Here is a 21,490-nt window from a genome sequence, read left to right as displayed (position 1 = left end):
TTCGCGGGCGGACAACAGCTACTTCCGTTTCGGTATGACCTTCGCCGCCGTTCGGCCGATAAGCCACAGGTCCAGGCACAGCGTCCGCCGTTCCTGATAGATCAGGTCCAGCGCCGCCTTTCTTGGCACACAGGAGCGGAGGTAGACCGCTTCGGTCTCTGCCCCCGTCCGGCACCGGCTAAGCAGGGCCTCCTCGTGCGCCTCGTAGGTGAGGGTCGCCAGCCCGGTAATGCCGGGACGCGAGCGCAGAACGCGCGCGTAGAGGTCCGGGCGAAGGTCCACATAGCGGCGCAAGGGCGGGCGGGGACCCACGAAACTGATATCGCCGCGCAGCACGTTCCAGAGTTGGGGCAACTCGTCCAGCCTTCGGGCGCGTAACCATGCGCCCTGCGGCGTGATGCGGTCGACCTTGTCGCCGCCGGTCACGCCTGCATCGGCGGGATCGGGGGCCATCGTGCGGAATTTCCACAGCGTGAAGGGCTGCTCCGGGCTGCGCATCCGCTCTGACCCATAGAGGACGGGTCGCCCCTGACGGATCGCGAGCCAGACGGCGATGACCGCGATGACCGGAGCGAGGATCACCGCAAGAAAGCATGCCAGCACGAGATCGAGCAGACGCTTCCCCGCGCTCACGGACGCACCTGCCGCCATTGCCGGACGATTTCCGCCGGGTCCCCGTCATCGTCGCCGATCGGGACCAGCGCGCGCAGCGCGGCCGTGTCGAGGCCGATCACGGGGATGGCCGTCTCCGGGGCCGGCCGCGAGATCCAGGCGCGCCCGGCGGCGGACAAAAGCTCGTCCATCCCGACGACACCCGGCGCCGCGAGATTCAGAACCGGCGGCAACGGCTGGGGCAGCGTCAGCAGGCGCGCCAGGGCGTTCGCCAGCGACACGGGTCCGATGTAGCTGCGCCGCGGGACCCGCCCGTCGGCAAACACGTCGAGAACCGGGTCGGCCCTTGTCAGGCGCCCAAGCAGGGCATCGGCTCCGGCCAGGTTTCCCAACCGGAGGCAGCAGGTCTCGACGTCTGCCCCTTGTGCCTCGGTCTCCATGGCCAGCTTGGCCCGCCCGTAGTCGGAGAACGGGGCCGCCTGCGCCTCGGTCAGCCGCTCGCCGACGGGATAGACGGCCGCGCTCGACATCAGCAGGACGCGGCGCAGGCCGACCCGCCCCGCCGCATCCAACGTCTTGCGCGCGATGCGAGCGTTCTCTGCCAGGTCGCCAGCGCCGGGCACGATGCCGGCCAGGCACAGCAGGCTGCCGCCTTCCGGCAGGTCTGCCAGCGGATCTCCGCCGGCGCGGGATCGCCATTCGACCGTCTCTCCCCAAACCGCGCGCAAGAGCCGTGCCACACGGCCCGAAGCGCCGGTGACGATCGTGCGAGGCGGGGGAGCGACACGTTGCATGGACGGGACAGTTGAGCCGATCTGCGGCCAAGAGCAATGGACAAGCGACGGCGGCAATGGTCTGACGGGCGTCACGGCGGGCCAGACAAGCGGGGGCCAAGGGCGAAGATGGGGGCAAAGCGGTATCTTCCGGGCACGGCGGCTGCCCTGGCCGTCATGCTATCCGGCCATTCGGCCGTTCCGCAGCAGAACCAGCGTCCGGTCACGACGAACTTTCTTGGCGTCCCCGGCCTGATCGACACGCCCTCGGCAGAGATGCAGCCCGACGGAACGCTGACGACCTCGGTTCATGCATTCGACAACGGCACGACCCGCACCGCCCTGACCTTTCAGATCGCGCCTCGGGTCCAGGGTGTCTTCCGCTATGCGACGATCGACGACCTGCTGATCGTGAACGGGGAGCGGGAGCGGACCTACGACCGCAGTTTCGACCTCCGCCTGCAGCTTCTGAAAGAGACCGCGCGACGCCCCGCCGTCACGGTCGGCCTGCAGGATTTCGGCGGAACCGGGATCTACAGCAGTGAATACATCGTCGCGACGAAGACGCTGGGCGACTTCACGGTCAGCGGAGGCATCGGCTGGGGCCGACTGGGAACCGAGAACGGATTTTCCAATCCGTTCGGATTGGGCGACCGACCCGAGTTCGAGGGCGGGACGGGCGGCGACTTCGAAGCGGATCAATGGTTCCGGGGCGATGCGGCCCTGTTCGGGGGTGTCGCCTGGCGCGCGACCGACAAGCTGACGTTCAAGGCGGAGTATTCCTCCGATGCCTATGAACAGGAAGTCGAAGCCGGGATCGTCGACCGCAAGACCAGCGTCAATCTGGGGCTGGATTATGAATACTCGCCGCGCCTCAGGCTTCAGGCCGCTTATCGGTTCGGCAGTGATATCGGGATCGGCCTGGTCTACGCGCTGAACCCCAAGCAGGCGCCTGCAGGCGGCGGGACAGACGTCGTGCCGGAACCGGTGCTCGTCCGCCCTTCGAGAAACGTTGCGCCCGAGCTTTGGCTGACGGAATGGCTCACGAACCCGCGCTCTGGTCCGGTGATCGAGGACTCGCTGACCCGCGCGCTCGAGGCGGCCGGACTGGAGCTTCACTCCTATCGCGTCTCGGCCGATGAAGCGCAGATCCGGTTCTTCAACCCGACCTACGAAAGCCAGGCGCAGGCCATCGGCCGCGCCGCGCGCGCCGCGACCCGGTCCCTTCCCGCATCCGTCGAGACGTTGGTTCTGGTGCCGCTGAACTCGCGAAGCCAACCGGGTGCCGCCGTGGTTCTGCGCCGTTCGGATGTCGAGGCGATCGAGAACCGCCCGGACGGCGCCGATGAGATCCTCGCGGTCGCGGGCATCGTCGATGCGCAAACCCTTTCGCGCGAAGGTCTCGTCCTCGCGCCCGGCGCCTATCCGCGCTTCGACTGGGGGCTGGGCCCCTATGTCTCGATCAGCACGTTCGATCCGGACAATCCGCTTCGCATCGATCTCGGGGCCCAATTGTCCGCCCGCTTCGAGCCGACGCCCGGTCTCGTCTTCTCGGGGGCGATCCGCCAGCGTCTGATCGGAAACCGCGACGAGTCCACCCGCGAGTCGAACTCGGTCCTGCCCCGGGTCCGGTCAGAGTCGAACCTTTTCGCGAAGACCGACGAACCGTTCATTCCCTACCTGACGGCCGAGTATTTCTTCCGCCCCGGCCGGAACCTCTATGGCCGCCTGAGCGCCGGCCTGCTGGAGCGTCAATTCGGCGGCGTATCAGCCGAACTCCTGTGGAAACCGGCGACTGGACCGCTCGCCTTGGGTGTCGAAGTCAACCACGTGCGGCAGCGCGATTTCGACATGCGTTTCGGATTCCAGGATCTCGATGCGACGACGGGTTACGTGTCCGCCTACTACAATCACGGCGGCGGCTATCACTCGACCTTGCATGTGGGACAGTACCTCGCCGGGGACCAGGGTGCGACCTACGAGTTGTCGCGCCGCTTCGCCAACGGCTGGGAACTTGGAGCCTACGCGACCAAGACCAACGTGTCGTCCGAGGAATTCGGTGAAGGGTCGTTCGACAAGGGCATCAAGATCACGATCCCGACGAGTTTCCTCACCGGACAGCCGAGCCGGGGGGAGCGCAATACGGTCATTCAGCCGATCCTGAGGGACGGTGGCGCGCGCCTGAGGTTGCAGAACCGGCTGTACGGTCTGGTTTCTGACCAGTCCGGGCCGGAGCTGACGGAAGACTGGGGACGGTTCTGGCGATGAAGCGTCTGCTGGCAATCCTGTCCTTCGCCGTCCTTGCCGGCTGCGGCTCCGAACGTGAGCCGGGCGGCCTGATCGATCTCACGACGAGCTCGCTTGGAACCTTGATCGGCTTGGGCTCTCCCGAACCGGAAAGCGATGTCCGGCCCCTGCTGTCTCCGGCGTTTCTGGAGCAGGTGGGCAAACCCGTCCTTCTGGTCGTCGATGTGAACCGCGATCAGGCGGCAGGCTTCACGCCGGTTGCGACAGGCGTGGGCAACGTGGTGCAATGGCGCGACGGGTCTGGCATCGGCGTCCTGCTGCGCTCCGGTATCCTGGTGGGCACGCGCGGGCTCGGGTTCGATCTGCTCACCGCGGATGTGGACGGCCTAATCGGTGCGCTTGGCCGTGGAGGCGGCGAAGACGTCCTCCGAGTGGAGCGTCGTCTGAGAGGCGACAGCACGATCGAGGTGCGCGACTATCTCTGCGACGTTGTCCCTGTCGGAAGCGAAACCATCGAGTTCTACGGACAGTCCTGGCGCACATCGCTCTATGAGGAGCGGTGCGTTGGCGAAGGGCAGGCGTTGACCAACCGCTATTGGGTGGACACGACCGGGGCCGTCCGTCGCCAGCAAGTCGAAGTCAGCGACGAGCTCGGCCGCTTCGACCTGAGCCTTCTGCGCAACTGATCGGCGTCAACGCTGCAAGGGCGCCACAGAAGGCAGCGAATTGGCGCCGATCGTCTCAATAAGTATTCGATTTCCCGGGGCCTTTGGTTGTAAGGCGTGATCAATCGCCCTATCGTTCTGGGCGTGCACGTCGAATTGGAGACAACCATGACCAAGCTCTTTGCGCTGTCGGCCGCCACCATGGTCGCTTTCGCGCCTGTGACCGCTCTGGCCGAATCGCCCCTGCTGCTCAACAGCACGAAGTCCACCGGCAACGTCGAAGCCGTCGTCGGCGACGAAGTCGTCATCGTGGACGAGGGCGTTGGTGGCCCCGGCCTCCTGCCGCTGGCGATCGGCGCCGGCGCCGTGATCCTGGCAGCTGCCGCTCTGTCGGGTGGCGACTCTTCGGACACGACCGGCGAAGAAGAGATCGAGGAAATCCTCGAGTAATCTTCTCGCGGATCCGAATTTGGAAAGGGCGGCTTATCGAGCCGCCCTTTTTCTTCGTGCCGAGATGCGGCGCTAGGCCCGACGTTCCAGGACCTCGACGTCCAGAACGCGCAGGACCATCCCTTCTATGTCTTCCGCCTGAAGCCCTGCGCTTTCGTACATCTGCGACGGGCCCGCCTGATCGATGAAGCGATCCGGCAGGACCATCGATCGGAACCGCAGACCGCTGTCGAATACGCCTTCGCTGGCCAAAAGCTGCGCGACATGGCTGCCGAAGCCGCCCACGGCGCCCTCTTCTATCGTGATCAGCGCCTCGTGGCCCTGCGCCAGCGACAGGATCAACTCTCGGTCCAGCGGCTTGGCGAACCGCGCATCAGCGACGGTCGGCTTGATCCCCCGTGCCGCCAGCTTCTCGCATGCCGCCTCGACCTCGCGCAGCCGTGCCCCGAAGGAGAGGATCGCGACGCGCTCGCCTTCCTGTACGATCCGGCCACGGCCGATTTCGAGCGGCTCGCCCCGTTCGGGCATCTCGCACCCGACGCCTTCGCCGCGTGGAAAGCGAAAGGCGATGGGACCGCTGTCGTGGGCGGCAGCCGTCGCCACCATATGGCGCAACTCTGCCTCGTCGGCGGCAGCCATGATTGTGAAATTGGGCAGGTTGGAGAGATAGGCGATATCGAAACTGCCCGCATGGGTGGCCCCGTCGGCGCCGACCAGTCCCGCCCGGTCGATGGCAAAGCGCACCGGCAGGTTCTGAAGAGCGACGTCGTGCACCACCTGATCGTAGCCGCGCTGAAGAAAGGTCGAGTAGATCGCCGCGAACGGCTTCAGCCCTGCGGCCGCCATACCCGCGCAGAAGGTGACACCATGCTGCTCGGCGATGCCGACGTCGAAGCAACGGGCCGGAAACCGTTCGGCGAAGAGGTTTAACCCCGTGCCGTCTGGCATCGCGGCCGTCACGGCGACGATTCGGTCGTCCTCCGCTGCCTCCTGGATCAGGGATTGGGCGAACACCTTTGTGTAGCTGGGTGCATTGGACGGCGCCTTCTTCTGCTCTCCGGTCGCGACATCGAACTTGGCGGTCGCATGTCCCCTGTCGGCGCGATGCTCCGCATAGCCCTTGCCCTTTTGCGTGACCGCGTGGATCAGGATCGGCCCGGTCGCGCGAACCTTCACCGTGCGAAGGACCTGCAGCAGGCTCTCCATGTCGTGCCCGTCGATCGGACCGACATAGCTGAAGCCCAATTCCTCGAAGAGCGTGCCGCCGACGGTCATGCCCTTGATCATTTCCTTTGCGCGGCGCGCACCTTCCTGCAGCGGAGGCGGAAGGAAACCGACTGCGGTTTTGGCAGCGGTTGTGAAATCCTGGAACGGCGCTCCCGCGTAGAGACGCGACAGATAGGACGACATCGCGCCGACCGGCGGCGCGATCGACATCTCGTTGTCGTTCAGGATCACGATCAGCCGCTTTTTCAGGTGACCGGCGTGGTTGAGCGCCTCGTAGGCCATGCCTCCCGACAGGGCACCGTCGCCGATAACGGCGATGGCGTCGCCCACCTCCGGTGCGCCAAGCTCCCGGCCCATGGCAAATCCCAACGCCGCGCTGATCGAGGTCGAGGAATGCGCGGCGCCAAATGGGTCGTAGGGCGACTCGGCCCGCTTGGTGAAGCCGGACAGGCCGTCTTTCTGCCGCAGCGTGTGCATCCGGTCGCGGCGCCCGGTCAGGATCTTGTGCGGATAGCATTGGTGGCTGACATCCCAGATCAGCCGGTCGCGCGGCGTGTCGAAGACCGCGTGGAGCGCGACGGTCAGTTCCACGACGCCCAGCCCCGATCCCAGATGCCCGCCGGTGCCGGAGACGGCGTGGATTGTCTCGGCGCGAAGCTCGTGTGCGAGCTGGGTCAGGTCGCGATCGCTCATGCCCTTGAGATCGGCCGGGCCGGCGACCCGGTCCAGAAGAGGTGTATGCGGTCGTTCGGTCATGAGCTTCACCTGTCGCGGGTCACCACGTAGCGGGCGACACCCTTGAGATTAGCGGCAGCGGGTCCGTAAGGCAAAAGAGACATCTCGGCTGTCTCGATCAATTGGCGCGCGCGGGCGCGGGCACCCTCGACACCCAAAAGCGAGACGAAGGTCGCTTTGCCCGCCGCCGCATCCTTGCCGACGGCCTTTCCCGTCGCCGCCGCGTCGCCTTCCACGTCCAGCAAGTCGTCAGCAATCTGGAAGGCGAGGCCCAGATGGCCCGCGAAATCCAGCATCGGCGCCGGATCCGCACGACCCATCACGGCACCCGCCCGGCAAGGCCATTCCAGCAGACGCCCGGTCTTAAGGCGTTGCATTTCGGTGATCTGATCGAGGGAAAGCGGTGCCTCCGCTTCCTCTGCCGCGATGTCCAGGGCCTGACCGCGAACCATTCCGGCCGCCCCTGCATCCCGCGCCAGCGTCAGGACAAGCTCGGACCGGACCGCGCCGTCCGGGTGTGTCGCCGGATCCGCCAGGATCTCGAAAGCCAGCGTCTGGAGGGCGTCTCCGGCAAGAACGGCCGTCGCCTCGTCCCACTGGCGATGCACGGTCGGCCGCCCCCGCCGCATGTCGTCGTCGTCCATGCAGGGCAGGTCGTCATGAACCAGGCTGTACGCATGGACGCATTCGATCGCCGCCGCGGCGCGCAGGGCGCGATCCCGCGGGGCATCATGCAGCGCCGCGCTTTCGAGACACAGGAAAGCGCGCAGCCGCTTGCCGCCGTTGCAGGCGTGGCGCATCGCGTCGCCAACCGCCCCGTCGAACCGGGCAAGCATCTCATCCAATGTGGCTTGCGTGTCCGCCTGCGCGCGCGCGAGCGCGGCTTCGAAGCTCACGACACGTCGGACCGGGTCGTTCCGGTCGGCTGACCGTCCCGGAGGGTGATCTGCTCGACCCGCTCTTCGGCGGCTTTCAGCTTGGCCTCGCAATGGGCCTTCAGCAAAGCGCCGCGCTCATAGAGGGCGATCGACTCCTCCAATGGCACATCGCCGGAATCCAGCTGCGTCACCAGCTTCTCCAGTTCCGCCATGGCCGCCTCGAAGCTCATTTCGGCGATGTCGTCGGCCATTTCACTCTCCCAGCGCAGTCACATGGGCCCGGGCCGAGCGGCCGAGCGCCGGCAGGTCATAGCCCCCTTCCAGGCACGAGACCACCCGTCCGCCCGCATGTGTGTCCGCGAGTTCGCAAAGCCGCTCGGTGACCCAGGAGAAGTCGTCTTCCGACCATTGCAACTGCGCCAACGGGTCGTCTGCGTGGGCGTCGAAACCGGCCGAGACGAGCACGAGTTCGGGCCGCCACGCGTCCAAAGCGGGCAGCACGTCCCGCTCCATCACCTTGCGGAAAGCATGGCCGTCCGAGAACGGCTCCAGCGTGCGGTTCATGATCTGGCCGTGGGCGCCCGTCTCGGACGGATCTCCAGATCCGGGCCAGAGCGGCGATTGATGCGTCGATACGAAGAGCGCGGTCTCTTCGTCCCACAGAAGATCCTGCGTGCCGTTGCCGTGATGGACATCGAAATCCACGACCGCGATCCGCGAATAGGTCTGAAGCGCGTGTTTCGCGGCGATCCCAACGGTTCCGAGCAGGCAAAATCCCATCGGCTTGGCGGTCTCGGCGTGATGACCGGGGGGGCGCATCGCGACGAATGCACGCCCGCCATCCGCGACTGCGTCCACGGCCTGGCAGGCGGCGCCGGCCGCAAGCCATGCCGCGTCCAGAGAGCCCGGCGACATATGGGTGTCGGGGTCCAGCTGGACGGTGCCGGTTGCAGGGACGGTCGCCTCGAGTTCGTCAAGATAGCTTTGCGGATGGCAGCGGAGGACCTGTTCGGCCGCCGCCCGCTCGGGGATGCGCCGGTCCAGCGTCAGATCCGACAGCGCGTCAATGACCGCGCCGTAGCGGGCGACCTGTTCGGGATGGCCGGGGGGCGTGACGTGCCGCGCGGCCGCGTCGTGGGAAAAGAGGATCGTCATTACCGACGCATAGCAAGCGAGATCGCTCCTCCGCCACTCCCCTTAGCCCGCTGGGAATTTGGGCAAGCGGCAGAGTCCCGCGATGCGCTCGACCCGTGCAACGCCGGTCGTATTTCTGCGTCGATCAGAGTGCTGGACAGGTTTGGACAGACGGCCCCGATCTGCTCGAACGGAGGTCAGTCCGGCGCCAGCATGTAGCCTTCGCCCCGGATCGTCTGCAGGTATCGCGGCTGCTTCGGATCGGGCTCCAGCTTGCGGCGTAGGCGCGTGACCTGCACGTCCACGGCCCTCTCCGATGTCGTGTCCCCGTCGCCGTGGCGCCCCAACTTCTCGACCAGGGTCGCACGACTCACCGGCTCATGGGGGGTCGCGGCGAAGATCCGCATCAGGGTCGTCTCCGTCGCCGTCAGTCGCACCGGATCCGATCCCTTCCACAACTCCCCACGCTCGAGGTCGTACCGGCGCGGGCCAAGTTGCAGCGTCTTCGGAAGGGCTTCTCCGGAGGCGGGCGCCCGTCGAAGAACGGCCTTCATCCGCAGAAGCAACTCCTTCGGCTCGAACGGCTTGGGGAGGTAGTCGTCGGCCCCCGCCTCAAGTCCCGCGATCCGGTCGGACGTCTCCCCCTTGGCGGTCAGCAGAAAGATCGGCAGGCTGGCGCGGCTCTCCCGGATCTCGCCGCACAAGGTGATCCCGTCGTCGCCCGGCATCATCACATCCAGAATGACGATATCAAAATCCAGCCCCAGCAACAGGCGCCGCGCGTGATCCGCGTCGCGGGCCGTCGTCACGAGATAGCCGTTCCGGACAAGGAACTTCTGCAGAAGCTCGCGGATCCGTTCGTCGTCGTCGACCAACAGGACATGGGCCTGTTGGGTTGGGATGTCCGTCATCTGTCCTCTCGCACGGCGGCGAAGTGGCGGCGCAGGTCTGGGTCCATCATATGCTCCAAGACCTCTCGGAAGCCAGAGACGGCTGTCGGCCCCGCTTCGCGGAATGCCGCACGCATCCGCGTCCGTTGGGCATCCGACAGCTCCGCTTCGAGCGCGGCACCCGTCTCGGTCAGGTAGAGATGCCGCTCGCGCCGGTCGCGCGGGCCGACGCGGCTCTCGACGAGGCCGTCCTCGACGAGGCTTCGCAGCACGCGGTTGAGCGACTGCTTCGTGACGCCCAGGATGGCGAGCAGATTGTTGACGGTGGTTCCGGGGCTTCGGTTGATGAAGTGGATCGCCCGGTGATGAGCGCGACCATATCCCCGCTCGGCCAGAATGCGGTCCGGGTCGGCGGTAAAACCCCGATAGGCAAAGAACATGGCCTCGATAGCGCGGCGCAGTTGCTCATCCGTCAAGAAGAGCAGGGATTCGCTGTCCCGATCCGACATGGCAGCAAATTAAGTCAGCCTTGTTGACATTCCAAGCCCGAATCCGTAGGCGAAGACAGATTTGACGAAATAAAATGTCTGAACCGGACCGACCGGGGACATGATCGGAAAGGATGATGCGATGGCGGGCTCCTATGCGGAAATGACGGGCAAGATCTGGATGGATGGCAAGCTGGTCGACTGGCAGTCGGCCAACGTGCACCTGCTGACCCATGCGATGCATTACGCGTCCAGCGTCTTCGAAGGAGAGCGCGCCTATGACGGCACCATCTTCGAGAGCCGCAAGCATTCCGAACGCCTGATCGCGAGCGGTCGCGCGCTCGACATGGAAATCCCGTGGAGGGTCGATGAGATCGAGGCCGCCAAATACGAGACGCTCAAGGCCAACGGCTTGGAGAACGCCTATGTGCGCGCGCTAGCCTGGCGGGGCGCTGGCGAGGATATGGGCGTCAGTTCCTCCCGGAACCCGGTTCGGATGGCTGTCGCGACCTGGGCGTGGGGCGACTATTACGGCGATGCCAAGATGAAGGGCGCCAAGCTGGATATCGCCAAGTGGAAGCGTCCGTCTCCCGAAACGGCGCCGCACATGGCCAAGGCGGCCGGTCTCTACATGATCTGCACGATGTCCAAGCACGCCGCCGAGGCGAAGGGATGCTCGGACGCGATGATGTTCGACTATCGCGGCTATGTGGCCGAAGCGACCGGCGCCAACATCTTCTTCGTCAAGGACGGCGAAGTGCACACACCGGACCCGGATTGCTTCCTGAACGGGATCACGCGTCAGACGGTGATCGGCATGCTCAAGGACCGCCAGATCAAGGTCCACGAGCGCCATATCATGCCCGAAGAGCTGGAAGGGTTCGAGCAGTGCTGGCTGACCGGGACCGCGGCCGAGGTGACGCCGGTGGGCCAGATCGGTGACTACAACTTCGAAGTCGGAGCGATCACGCGCGATATCGCACAATCCTACGAGACACTCGTTCGAAGCTGACGTATCACGCGGTTGCGGCCCGAATCCAAACGGCCCCGCCTTTTCCGGCGGGGCCGTCACGCGGAACTCGGCCGCGTGGGCAGACTTGGCCCGGAAGGGCGCCTGGTGGGGGCAGGATTGGCGCCTCTTCCGGGACCGGAGCGGAAACCGCTCCGACACGTTCCTTCTGACCGTGCCATTCGGCGGAGACACGCCGGGTTCCGGGCGATCCCGGGAAACTTTTGTGGCGGCGCGGTGGCAGGGTTGACGCACAGGTAACACCCGTCACCGGCTTGCCGAAAAAGGGTCGACCCCGCCAGAGGGGGGCGGGGTCGGTCTTTATCCTTGAGAGAGATGCAGCGCCCCGGCGGGCCGACGGTGGGGGCAGGATTGTCGACCCGCCGAGGACTTGCTGCAGGGACGACACTGACCCCGGTGCCGGGCGATTCCACGGACTCATGGCGGCGCAGGGGGGATCATTTCGTGGCAGGGCGATGGCAGCGCTTGAAATGCGCTCGTGCTCGCGTAACTGTCGTCGGATGACGGCCCACCAGCCAATCCACCCCCCCGAGCAGGTCCAGTTTCAGCGGTCCGAACTGAACGCGATCCTTCGTCTCTATGGTCGGATGGTGGCTGCGGGCGAATGGCGCGACTACGGGATCTCGGCGCTCAGGGACGTCGCGATCTTTTCCGTGTTCCGCCGGACGGCCGAACAGCCGATGTACCGGATCGAGAAACGGCCCAAGCTGGCGGCACGGCAAGGTCAGTATTCGGTGATCGGTATGGATGGCCGCATCCTGCGCCGCGGACACGATCTGCAACAGGTCCTGCGGGTCCTCGAACGCAAGTTGATCCGCCCCGTCGACTGACCGACGACGGAAAGTCAGGATTGACTTACCCCCGACGGGTTCCGCGGTACGGAATACCCCACTGATCGCATTTAAACGCGCCTGCTACCTCCGAGGGGCTTCTTGCAAGCATTTGTTAACGCTTACCAATCGGAGGTCATGTCATGGCGCTTACCTTTCCCTTGAAGTCGGTCGAGTGGACCGGAACCAAGTCCGTCACCACGATCGAGTACGTTCCGACACCGAAATTCGCTGCCATCCAGATGGAGATCGCCGCGGCTGCCGAAGCCGAAGCGATGAAGCGGTTTCAGGATGCTATTGACGCCGACCAGATCGAGTTCATCGCGGCAGAGGTGGTCACGCTGGAACATGACGGCTTCTGCGGATCGGACGGCGGCCCGATCCTTCCCGTACCGACGATCGAGGCGGACCTCATCGAAATGCCGCCGATGGTCGAGATGGACTTCATGCTGGGCTGATCACACCGATCCAGACCCGTCGTGGGTCCGATGGGGGTGGCACCAAGCGGTGCCGCCCCCGCACGTTCAGAGACGTTCCAACCGCTTTATCGCAAGAACCTCTCCGCTGCCCTGTCCGGGCCCGGAACTTCGGGCGATGCGCTCAATCGCCTCGCCCAGATTCTCGTAGGCCACCGACATCGTGTAGGCGTTCGCGTGGAGCAGCCGGGTCGGGCTGGCGAGGATACCGACATGGCCCTTCCAGAAGATGAGGTCGCCACGCTTCAGGTCTTCTCCGCCCAAGAGAGGCCGCCCGAGTTCGGCCATCTGCTGATCCGAGTCGCGCGGGCATTCGTGACCCGCGCCCAGCAGCGCGCGTTGTACCAGACCGGAACAATCCACCCCCCAGGGCGAGACGCCGCCCCAGAGATACGGCGTCCCCAAAAACAGGTCCGCCAGACGGACCGCATCCATATAGGTCTGACGCAAAAGCCGCAGATGCTGAACCGGGGCGTGGTGCCCGGTCGAGAGCTTGCAGAAGTCGCCCTGCTCGGAGACGACGCGGACGCGGCTGCCGCAATAGAGCGACACTTCCGGTTGCGCGCGCAGGCTCGGCTTGACGTAGAGATGCGTCGCGGGTGCCGCGATCCAGTGGGTCGCCTCTTCATGGCGCGCAAGCGCGGTCGTCGCGACCCATCCGCAATACCCGTCGCGCAAACCCTGTCCGAAGGAGTATCCTTCCCGCTCGTCGATCACCCGGAACGTCTCGCCATAGAGCAACTGGCTTGTCCGCTCGCCGCGCGGCTTGTCGAGCAGGTTCGCCAGCGGCTGGCGCACCGTCTTCATCGTGCCCTTCACGTAACGCGCGGCTTCGACCTTGCCCCGCAGTTCGGACGCGGCCGCATGTCCGTTCGCTGGTGTGGTCCGCGGGTCTTGCGTCATCGGGCGAGGACCTTGGGCAACGCTTCGAACAAGGCGCGTGCCCCCTGGCCGACGCCGCCCTTGGGGCGCGCGGGCGCCGCAGTCGGGTTCCAGCCATAGATGTCGAAATGCGCGAACCGCACGGCGTCCGGGACGAACCTGTCGAGGAACAGCGCGGCCGTGACCGATCCGGCGAAACCGCCTGACGGCGCGTTGTCCAGGTCCGCGATGCCGGGTTCGATCATGGTCTCGTAGGGCCGGTGGAACGGCATCCGCCAGACCGGATCGCGGACGCGCGCGGCCGCATGGGCCAGCGCCATCGCCAGCGCATCGTCGTCGGTATAGAACGGGGCGAGGTCCGGACCCAGAGCGACACGCGCTGCACCTGTGAGCGTGGCCATGCAGACCAGCAGATCGGGGCGCGCATCCTCGTCTTCGGTTGCGACGGTCAGGGCATCGGCAAGGACCAGCCGCCCCTCGGCGTCGGTGTTGTTGATCTCCACCGTCTTTCCCGAACGGGACGTCAGGACGTCGCCGGGACGGAATGCGTTGCCCGCGACGGCATTCTCGACCGCGGGGATCAGGACCCGGAGGCGCAGGTCCAGACCGCTCGCCATGACCATATACGCCAGGCCCAGGACGGTCGCCGCGCCGCCCATGTCCTTTTTCATCAATCCCATCGACGATGCCGGTTTCAGGTTCAGCCCGCCCGTGTCGAAGCACACGCCCTTTCCGACCAGCGTCAGCTTTGGGGCGTCTTCGGCTCCCCATGTCAGGTCAATCAGCCGTGGGGCACGGGTGCTCGCCCGTCCGACAGCGTGGATCAGCGGCAGATCGGAGTTCAGCAGGTCGTCGCCGGTCGTGACGGTGCAGGTGGCCTGGTGACGGCGGGCCAGGTCGTGGGCCGCGTGCTCCAGCTCATCGGGGCCCATGTCCTGCGCGGGCGTGTTGATGAGGTCCCGTGTCAGGAACTCGCCCTCCGCGATCGTTTCGAGGCGCGAAGCATCGACGCCGCGCGGTGCGATCAGGCCGGGATGCGATCCGCCGTCGCCGGGCCTGTAGCGGGTGAACCGGTAGCCCGAGAGCAGCCAGCCGAGCGCGGCTTCTTCCGTGTCGTTGACCGTCATTTCGCCGTCGAGCCTGTAGGTCCCCTCCGACAGCGCCCTGGCGGCCCGCGCGACGGCAAAGCGCGTGCGGCGGCGGGTCGTCCGGCGCCCCATGCCAAGAAGGACGCGCGAGACCGTCAGATCGGGTCCGGGTATCCGGCAGAGTTCGCCGGCCTTGGCGCGGAAACCCGTGGCCTCGACCCAATCCCTCGCCGGCTCGTCCTGATCGGCGAGCCACGCCTCCAGATCGTCGCTCCAGACGGGTCGAAGCGGGATGGCTCGTGTATCGGGATCGGCGAAAAGGGGGGCGCTCATCGGGTTCTCGCAGCAGGAACGGCTGCGCGGACCCTAGGCCCGCTGCGCGCCACCGCAAGAGGAACGGCGCATGGCGAGGTCGGGGCGATGCAGGACGGCCATGCCCTGCCTGTCGTCTCAGGAGGCGAAGCCGTCCGGGCCGCTGTCCCCCGTCAGATCCCAATGCCCGAGAGATCCGGCCTGTCCCATCCGGGCCAGCCGAGCGGCGACGGCGGCAAGCGTCGTCTCTTCTTGCGCGGGATCCGGTCTGTCGAGCACTTCGATCACGGCGCCCGCGGCCTGTTCGAGCGAGACGAGGCCCAGTTCACCGGACAAGTCGACCAACTCGGTCGCGGTCCGGCGAAGACCGCCCAACTCGAATTTCTCGATTTGCCAGGATGCGAGGATGAGACGTTCCTCGATCCGGAAGAGCGCCGCTGCGATGGTTTCTTCGGCGGCGGCGCCGTGGGCGTCGCAGACGGCCCGCAAGCGTCGGGTGTCGATCTGCATCGGTTCGCGGGGCAGGAGCGACGCGGTGCCGCCGTTGGAGCTTGCGGAGGAGAAGGGAACGATCTGTGCCATGCTCGGAAGGTCACCCGGGATCAGGGCGCGATCATGGCGTGGGCCGGGCGGCCTAGGGTGGAAATGGTCGAATTGCACGAACGCGCGGAGGACGGTAGTGCGGACCCGCCAAGAGGACGACCCATGAAGCATGCCAGCCCGCTCCCTCCATCCCTGATCCAGCGATATCACGGATGGAAGGCCACCACCTATGCGCAGAATGCAGCCTGGTATCGCCGCCTTGCCGCCGAGGGGCAGCGGCCGCGCGCGATGATCATCGCCTGTTGCGACAGCCGGGTTCATGTCACGTCGATCTTCGGAGCGGAGCAGGGCGAGTTCTTCATCCATCGCAACATCGCCGGCCTCGTGCCGTCCCATGATCCCGGCGCCGGGCAACACGGGACGTCTGCCGCCGTAGAATATGCCGTGACGGGCCTGCATGTCAGCCAGATCATCGTCGTGGGCCATTCCCGCTGCGGCGGCGTCGCGGCCTGTGCCGAGATGTGCGAGGGCGCAGCTCCGGAACTGGACGACGACGACAGTTACGTGGGCCGCTGGATGGACATCCTCCGTCCCGGCTACGAGTCCGTGAAGGACCTCGACCTCGCAATCCGACCGACGGCGCTCGAAAAACGTGCCGTCCTGGTCTCCCTCGAAAACCTGATGACGTTCCCTTTCGTCGCCGCCGCGGTCGAGGCGGGCGACCTCGCCTTGCACGGGTTGTGGAACGATATCTCGTCCGGCGTCCTTGAAGCCTACGATCCGGCCGCGGACGCCTTTGTTGCGCTTTGACGTGATCCGGCGGGTTCTCCGATGAACGTGGTCGATCTGGCGCTCGCGAACCTGTTGTCGCCGGTCATCCTGAGCTTCGCGCTCGGCGTCGTCGCCGCGCTGGCCCGATCGGACCTGTCCATCCCCGAAGCGATCGCCAAGGGCCTGTCGATCTATCTGCTCTTCGCCATCGGCTTCAAAGGCGGCGTCTCGGTGGCCGAGGCAGGTCTGGGCTGGCAACTCGTCGGGGCGCTCCTTGCGGGCCTCGTGCTGTCGGCCGCGCTGCCGTTCGTGGCCTTCGCGCTGCTTCGGGCGATGACCGGCCTCACGCCGCTGGATGCGGCCGCGGTGGCTGCGCATTACGGCTCGATCTCGATCGTGACCTTCGTGGCCGGCACCTCTGTCGCCCAGAGTGCGGGTCTCAACCCGGATGGCTGGATGGTCGCCGTCGCCGCCGTGATGGAGGCGCCTGCGATCCTGTCCGCGCTCTGGCTCGTCGCGCGATCCGGCGACGGGCGTGACATGGATGCGGATCTCTGGCGGGAAATCGTGCTGAACGGCTCTATCGTTCTTCTGGTCGGAGCCTTCTTCATCGGCTGGATCACGGGGCAGGACGGTATGGCCCGCATCTCCGCCTTCATCGAAGCGCCCTTTCAGGGCGTACTCTGCTTGTTCCTGCTGGATATGGGCCTCGTCGCGGGACGTGGCCTGCGCGAGGCGCGGGGCATTCTGACCGCCGGTCTGCTCGCCTTCGGCGTCACGATGCCGCTGGTCGGCGCCACGGCCGGGCTGGCCGCGGCCTTCCTGCTGGGGCTCAACCCGGGCAGTGCGATGCTGATGGCGGTCCTGGGGGCATCGGCCAGCTATATCGCCGTCCCCGCGGCCATGCGCGTGGCGCTGCCAGAGGCGAACCCGTCGATCTACCTCACGCTTTCGCTGGGCGTGACCTTTCCCTTCAATCTGACCATCGGGCTGGGCGTCTATCTCGCCGCTGCCCACATGATCGCCGGAGGCTGACATGGATACCCATCCCGCCAAGCGCGTCGAGATCATCATCGAAGCCATCATGGAACGGCGACTGAGCGAGGCGCTGCGCAAGGTCGATGTGACGGGCTACACGATCCTTCCGGTGCAGGGCGGGTCGGGTCGATCCGGGACCTGGTCGCGGGCCGGACAGGTCGGACGGGCGCAAGGGATGCTGGCGTTCGTCTGTATCGTCCGGGCCGAACGGCTGGACACGCTGCTGGACGCGGCCTTCGCGGTGGTGAAACCCCACATCGGCGTGGTCTCGATCACGGATTGCGAGGTCCTGCGGGCCGAACGGTTCTGATCCGGCCGACCCGCGGGTCTGTCGAAGGCTAGGGCTGCCAGCGAAGCTGTTGGCCCTCGGGCCAGTCGATCTCGAAGGTCAGTTCCACGCGCCGCTCCTCGCCCGGCTCCAGCGTCATCTCCCATGCGGCGACGCCACGCCGGAAGCGCCAGTCCATCTCGCTCGGGCCCGGCTGCGCGGCAACCTCGACGCCAACATCTTCCTGCTCGGAAAAGGGCAGGGAGTAGAGGGCGGTCACCTCTTCGGGATCGGCCCCCGTGTTCCGGACGACAAAGGCCACGCGTTCGCGCAAGGTCGAGTTGGTGCGGAAGATGCCCGTATCCCCCTCGTCGCGGGTCAGCCGTTCCCATTCCAGCTGGATCGTGTCGACGGGCCCGAAGCCGACCTGCAGTTCTCCGCCCGGCGGGGTCAGGGGCACGCTGCCGGTGCCCAGCCGGTCCCCGTCCCGGTAGAGGGTCATCGGCCCGGGCAGGATCGTCTCGGCCGTCATGTTGGTCACATCCGCCATCAGGAAGGCTGTCTCGTCCCGCCGTGGCACGGCGCGCAGCGCGGTCTCCGCCTCCAGCGCCAGTGTATCGAGCAGGATCGCCACCTCTGCGCCGGGCTCCAGCGTGACGGGCCGCGGATAGGTGTAGGTCAGCGACAATCCGTAGTTCACCGCCTGTGCCGCCGCGGGTGCGGGGGCGGCGAGCCTGCGCTGCATCGGGGCGCTTTCTTCCATGACGAGCGGCTCGGCCACAGCGTCCCCCGCAAACTGCTCCAGGTTCGGATTGACGGTACGGGCCGGGTCCGGGAAGGCCGGAGCGGGATCCGTCCCGCGCGTGGGGTTCGCGGTGGACAGGGCGAGGTCGATATCGGACCAAAGCTCCGCGCCACCGATACGAATGGACGCTTTCCGGTCGAGGGCCAGTGTGCCTTCCTTTGTGTCCAGCCGCATGTCGTAGAGCGGCGACCAACCGGCGAAGCGGTCGAAGCCTTCGATGCGAATGTCGATCTCACCGGCCTCCGGCACGTCGGCGGAAATGGCCAGAACTGGAACGTCTTCGGGCAGGGGCCTCAGCCGGGCGAGGGCGGCACGCGCTTCTGCCTCGGCTTCTCTCGCCTCCGTCAGTGCGTCCTCGGCGGCCGACACCGCCTCTGAGGCGGCCACGCGATCGGCCTCTGCCTGCGCGACCTGCTCGGCCAATGTGCCCAGCAGCGTGGTCAGCCCCTCTGCATCGCGGGGCGCGCGCAGGCCGCCTTCGCCCCCGCCGGTCAGGGTCTGGAGCCATCGCAGTCGGATCTCTGCCCCCCGGATTTCGGCCCGCGCGGCCTCGACGGCCCGGGCCGCCGCTTCGGTCTCGTTCTCGGCGGCCTCCACCGCGTCCCGTGCGCGGGCCTGTGCGTCGCTATCCAGCGCTTCGAGGTCGAGCCCGGCATCCGGCAGGATCGCGACCCCCGTCAGGCTTGCCCCATCCAGAACCACATCGGGAACCACTCCGGGCGGGAAGGGGATCAGCAGCCGGTGCGCGCCCTCAGGCACGTCCACCTGCGTCTCGCGCACGACTTCGGCACCTGCGGGGTAGATCGTGGCGGAGGTGACGCCGGCACGCAGCGGGACATCGTCGGCAAAGGCGATGCCGGGCAGGGCAAGAGAGGCGAGAAGGATGGCGCGCATGGAAAGGCCCCCGAAATTGCGTTCGGGGGCCAACGTGTCGCGGCCGGAGGCGAGGGGCAAGCCGTATCGCCTATCAGCCCTTCTTGAGGACCCGTGCGCCCAGCGTCTCGGCGATCTGTACCGCGTTCAGCGCGGCGCCCTTGCGCAGGTTGTCGGAGACGCACCAGAGGTTCAGACCGTTCTCGATCGTGGAATCCTGGCGGATGCGGCTGATGAAGGTGGCGAAGTCGCCGACGCATTCAACCGGGGTGACGTAGCCGCCGTCCTCGCGCTTGTCGATCACCATGATCCCCGGCGCCTCGCGCAGGATGTCGCGGGCCTCGTCCTCGTCGAGGAAGTCCTCGAACTCGATGTTGATCGACTCCGAATGACCGACGAAGACCGGGACGCGCACGCAGGTGGCCGTGACCTTGATCGCCGGATCCACGATCTTCTTGGTCTCGGCGACCATCTTCCACTCTTCCTTGGTCGACCCGTCCTCCATGAAGACGTCGATATGGGGAATGACGTTGAAGGCGATCTGCTTGGTGTAGACATCGGGTTCGACATCGGTGGTCGGGTTGTAGACGGCTTTCGTCTGATCCCACAGCTCGTCCATCCCGCCTTTGCCCGAGCCCGAGACAGACTGATACGTCGAGACGACGACCCGCTTGATCCGGGCGCGGTCGTGCAGCGGCTTGAGCGCCACCACCATCTGCGCCGTCGAGCAGTTGGGGTTCGCGATGATGTTCTTCTTCGAATAGCCCTCGACCGCTTCCGGGTTCACTTCCGGCACGACCAGCGGAACGTCCGGGTCGTAGCGATAGAGCGACGAGTTGTCGATCACGACGCATCCGGCCTTCGCGGCCTTGGGCGCGTATTCCTTCGACCCGTCAGAGCCGATGGCGAAGAAGGCGATATCCCAGCCGGTGAAGTCGAACTCGGCCAGGTCCTTCGTCTTGAGTGTCTTGTCGCCGAAGCTGACCTCCGTACCCAACGAACGGCGCGACGCCAGAGCGGCGATCTCGTCCACGGGAAACTGGCGCTCGGCCAGGATATTCAGCATTTCGCGGCCCACGTTCCCCGTGGCGCCGCAGACGACGACCTTGTAGCCCATTGATCCTCTCCGATGGGTTGGGGAGCGAGGGCGGGGGCTATACGGGATACGTCCGTGGGGCAAGCGGCGTGACCGACCAGCTCAGGGAAAGCCACGGATGCGTGTCGCAAGACGTCAGGTCGCGCGAATGGTCCGCCAGGTCCTCCCGGTCTCGCCTGTCCCGACCACGATCCAATGATCTTTGTCCCGCCCGCGCCTCGGTCAGCCTTCCCGCTCGCGTGACATGACGTGCCGCACGAAGCCTGCGGCAAGCAGGACGGTCGCGATCAGGATCGGGACCATCATATTCACGACGTCCGGGGGTATGCGGTCGGACGCCGCGAATTCCGCCAGGATGAGGCCAGACAATACCAGCAATCCCAACAGCGCGACGAGCGGGATCCACACTATCAGGACGACGCCGATCCCGTAGATCAGAAGTGGCAGCCACATTCTGTCGAACACGGCCACCAAATCTCCCTCGGACCCGAAAAGCGTCGTCTGACGATACTGCTCCCACGCCTGGGCGACCCAGACCAACAGGAACACACCCGACGCCGCGACCCGTGTATGGAACCCCGGTCGCGCCAGAAGAACACGAAGGACTGCGACGCGCACGGGCTGTCCCGCTTCTATCAGGCCTTACAGGTCCATCAGCAACCGACGCGGATCCTCCAGCGCTTCCTTCACGCGCACGAGGAACGTCACCGCACCCTTCCCGTCCACGATGCGGTGGTCGTAGCTGAGCGCCAGGTACATCATCGGACGGATGACGATCTCGCCGCCGACGACCATCGGACGCTCCTGGATCTTGTGCATGCCCAGGATCCCCGATTGCGGCGGGTTCAGAATCGGAGAGGACATGAGCGAGCCGTAGACTCCCCCGTTCGAGATGGTGAACGTCCCGCCCTGCATGTCGGACATGGCGAGCTTGCCGTCGCGGGCCGCGCGGCCCTTGGCGGCGATCTCTTTCTCGATGGCGGCGAAGGACATCTGGTCGACGTCGCGGATGACGGGCACGACGAGGCCCTGGGGCGTGCCCGCGGCGATGCCCATATGGACGTAGTTCTTGTAGACGACGTCGGTGCCGTCGATCTCGGCGTTGACCTCGGGAACTTCCTTCAGGGCATGCACGCAGGCTTTGGTGAAGAAGGACATGAAGCCCAGCCGCACGCCGTGCTTCTTTTCGAACAGGTCCTTGTATTCGGAGCGCAGATCCATGACCGCCTTCATGTCCACCTCGTTGTAGGTGGTCAGCATGGCTGCGGTATTCTGCGCGTCCTTCAGGCGTTTGGCGATCGTCTGGCGCAGGCGCGTCATGCGCACCCGCTCCTCGCGCGCGGCGTCGTCGGCCGGGCTGGGGGCGCGCGGGGCCTGCG

Annotated in this window: 24 protein-coding genes; 9 read left to right on the top strand and 15 right to left on the bottom strand. The window is 66.2% G+C overall.

All coding sequences use genetic code 11. From position 1 onward, the window contains the following. Positions 1-18 precede the first annotated feature (18 nt). Positions 19-633: a sugar transferase gene (locus tag jaqu_RS05950; RefSeq protein WP_043918086.1), complete on the bottom strand. Its 615-nt coding sequence runs from the start codon at positions 631-633 to the stop codon at positions 19-21. After that, positions 630-1,406 carry an NAD-dependent epimerase/dehydratase family protein gene (locus jaqu_RS05945; RefSeq protein WP_043918041.1) on the bottom strand — a complete coding sequence of 259 codons (777 nt, stop codon included), beginning with the start codon at positions 1,404-1,406 and terminating at the stop codon, positions 630-632. Before jaqu_RS05945 ends, jaqu_RS05950 begins: the two co-directional genes overlap by 4 nt. A 36-nt stretch (positions 1,407-1,442) precedes the next feature. Between jaqu_RS05945 and jaqu_RS05940 the strand changes: the two genes are divergently transcribed. The 3 genes from jaqu_RS05940 to jaqu_RS05930 all read left to right on the top strand — a co-directional run bounded on the left by jaqu_RS05940 (position 1,443) and on the right by jaqu_RS05930 (position 4,747). Further along, the gene (locus jaqu_RS05940; protein WP_089268337.1) at positions 1,443-3,653 is read left to right on the top strand and encodes a YjbH domain-containing protein; all 2,211 of its coding nucleotides are present in this window, start codon (positions 1,443-1,445) and stop codon (positions 3,651-3,653) included. After that, entirely contained in the window at positions 3,650-4,318 is a 669-nt protein-coding gene (locus jaqu_RS05935; protein WP_043918039.1) for a YjbF family lipoprotein, read from the top strand. The genes jaqu_RS05940 and jaqu_RS05935 overlap by 4 nt, the downstream gene beginning before the upstream one ends. Before the next feature lie 147 nt (positions 4,319-4,465). After that, complete coding sequence (locus jaqu_RS05930; protein ID WP_043918038.1) at positions 4,466-4,747, top strand: hypothetical protein; 282 nt, start codon at positions 4,466-4,468, stop codon at positions 4,745-4,747. Between the two features lie 72 nt (positions 4,748-4,819). On the opposite strand, the gene dxs is transcribed toward jaqu_RS05930, so the two are convergent. The 6 genes from dxs to jaqu_RS05900 form a co-directional block, all read right to left on the bottom strand. Then, complete coding sequence (gene dxs, locus jaqu_RS05925; protein ID WP_043918037.1) at positions 4,820-6,730, bottom strand: 1-deoxy-D-xylulose-5-phosphate synthase; 1,911 nt, start codon at positions 6,728-6,730, stop codon at positions 4,820-4,822. A 5-nt stretch (positions 6,731-6,735) separates the two neighbouring features. After that, entirely contained in the window at positions 6,736-7,605 is an 870-nt protein-coding gene (locus jaqu_RS05920) for a polyprenyl synthetase family protein (RefSeq protein WP_052500797.1), read from the bottom strand. Next, a complete protein-coding gene (locus jaqu_RS05915) occupies positions 7,602-7,838 on the bottom strand; it encodes an exodeoxyribonuclease VII small subunit (RefSeq protein ID WP_043918036.1) in 237 nt (78 codons plus the stop codon). The genes jaqu_RS05920 and jaqu_RS05915 overlap by 4 nt, the downstream gene beginning before the upstream one ends. A 1-nt stretch (position 7,839) precedes the next feature. Beyond that, entirely contained in the window at positions 7,840-8,742 is a 903-nt protein-coding gene (locus jaqu_RS05910; protein WP_043918035.1) for a histone deacetylase family protein, read from the bottom strand. Between the two features lie 176 nt (positions 8,743-8,918). Then, positions 8,919-9,632 carry a response regulator gene (locus jaqu_RS05905; protein WP_170938636.1) on the bottom strand — a complete coding sequence of 238 codons (714 nt, stop codon included), beginning with the start codon at positions 9,630-9,632 and terminating at the stop codon, positions 8,919-8,921. Then, entirely contained in the window at positions 9,629-10,120 is a 492-nt protein-coding gene (locus tag jaqu_RS05900; RefSeq protein ID WP_043918034.1) for a MarR family winged helix-turn-helix transcriptional regulator, read from the bottom strand. Before jaqu_RS05900 ends, jaqu_RS05905 begins: the two co-directional genes overlap by 4 nt. A gap of 121 nt (positions 10,121-10,241) precedes the next feature. Between jaqu_RS05900 and jaqu_RS05895 the strand changes: the two genes are divergently transcribed. The 3 genes from jaqu_RS05895 to jaqu_RS05885 all read left to right on the top strand — a co-directional run bounded on the left by jaqu_RS05895 (position 10,242) and on the right by jaqu_RS05885 (position 12,417). Continuing rightward, positions 10,242-11,111, top strand: coding sequence for a branched-chain amino acid aminotransferase (locus jaqu_RS05895; RefSeq protein WP_043918083.1), 870 nt, complete (start codon positions 10,242-10,244; stop codon positions 11,109-11,111). Positions 11,112-11,629: 518 nt separating this feature from the next. After that, complete coding sequence (locus jaqu_RS05890) at positions 11,630-11,959, top strand: DUF2794 domain-containing protein (RefSeq protein ID WP_043918033.1); 330 nt, start codon at positions 11,630-11,632, stop codon at positions 11,957-11,959. Positions 11,960-12,102: 143 nt separating this feature from the next. Then, positions 12,103-12,417, top strand: a complete 315-nt coding sequence (locus jaqu_RS05885; protein ID WP_043918032.1) for a hypothetical protein — start codon at positions 12,103-12,105, stop codon at positions 12,415-12,417. 66 nt (positions 12,418-12,483) lie between these two features. On the opposite strand, the gene jaqu_RS05880 is transcribed toward jaqu_RS05885, so the two are convergent. The 3 genes from jaqu_RS05880 to jaqu_RS05870 form a co-directional block, all read right to left on the bottom strand. Further along, on the bottom strand, positions 12,484-13,338 hold the full coding sequence (locus tag jaqu_RS05880; RefSeq protein WP_043918031.1) for a C40 family peptidase: 855 nt from the start codon (positions 13,336-13,338) through the stop codon (positions 12,484-12,486). Then, on the bottom strand, positions 13,335-14,738 hold the full coding sequence (locus jaqu_RS05875) for a leucyl aminopeptidase family protein (protein WP_043918030.1): 1,404 nt from the start codon (positions 14,736-14,738) through the stop codon (positions 13,335-13,337). Before jaqu_RS05875 ends, jaqu_RS05880 begins: the two co-directional genes overlap by 4 nt. Positions 14,739-14,855: 117 nt before the next feature. After that, positions 14,856-15,299, bottom strand: a complete 444-nt coding sequence (locus jaqu_RS05870; RefSeq protein ID WP_043918029.1) for a hypothetical protein — start codon at positions 15,297-15,299, stop codon at positions 14,856-14,858. A gap of 123 nt (positions 15,300-15,422) precedes the next feature. Here jaqu_RS05870 and jaqu_RS05865 point away from each other — a divergent pair, with 123 nt between their 5' ends. Genes jaqu_RS05865 through jaqu_RS05855 form a run of 3 tightly spaced genes read left to right on the top strand, consistent with a single transcriptional unit; the run spans position 15,423 to position 17,379 of the window. Beyond that, positions 15,423-16,070, top strand: a complete 648-nt coding sequence (locus tag jaqu_RS05865) for a carbonic anhydrase (RefSeq protein WP_043918028.1) — start codon at positions 15,423-15,425, stop codon at positions 16,068-16,070. A 21-nt stretch (positions 16,071-16,091) separates the two neighbouring features. Continuing rightward, a complete protein-coding gene (locus jaqu_RS05860) occupies positions 16,092-17,066 on the top strand; it encodes a sodium-dependent bicarbonate transport family permease (RefSeq protein WP_043918027.1) in 975 nt (324 codons plus the stop codon). A gap of 1 nt (position 17,067) precedes the next feature. After that, complete coding sequence (locus tag jaqu_RS05855) at positions 17,068-17,379, top strand: P-II family nitrogen regulator (protein ID WP_043918026.1); 312 nt, start codon at positions 17,068-17,070, stop codon at positions 17,377-17,379. 28 nt (positions 17,380-17,407) lie between these two features. Here the strand turns inward: jaqu_RS05855 and jaqu_RS05850 are convergent, their stop codons facing one another. From jaqu_RS05850 to odhB, 4 genes are all read right to left on the bottom strand, one after another. Further along, positions 17,408-19,036 (bottom strand): DUF4139 domain-containing protein, encoded by a 1,629-nt coding sequence (locus jaqu_RS05850; protein ID WP_141134307.1) that lies wholly within the window; start codon positions 19,034-19,036, stop codon positions 17,408-17,410. 73 nt (positions 19,037-19,109) lie between these two features. Continuing rightward, positions 19,110-20,132: an aspartate-semialdehyde dehydrogenase gene (locus jaqu_RS05845; protein ID WP_043918024.1), complete on the bottom strand. Its 1,023-nt coding sequence runs from the start codon at positions 20,130-20,132 to the stop codon at positions 19,110-19,112. Positions 20,133-20,333: 201 nt separating this feature from the next. Next, a complete protein-coding gene (locus jaqu_RS05840; RefSeq protein WP_043918023.1) occupies positions 20,334-20,729 on the bottom strand; it encodes a hypothetical protein in 396 nt (131 codons plus the stop codon). 24 nt (positions 20,730-20,753) lie between these two features. After that, positions 20,754-21,490: 2-oxoglutarate dehydrogenase complex dihydrolipoyllysine-residue succinyltransferase (gene odhB, locus jaqu_RS05835; protein ID WP_043918022.1), on the bottom strand; the 737-nt coding region annotated here is incomplete at its 5' end.

It is taken from the genome of Jannaschia aquimarina (genome assembly GCF_000877395.1).
Classification (GTDB): Bacteria; Pseudomonadota; Alphaproteobacteria; order Rhodobacterales; family Rhodobacteraceae; genus Jannaschia; species Jannaschia aquimarina.
Note: the sequence above shows the minus strand (reverse complement) of the source record. Positions and strands in the feature narration are given on the sequence as shown.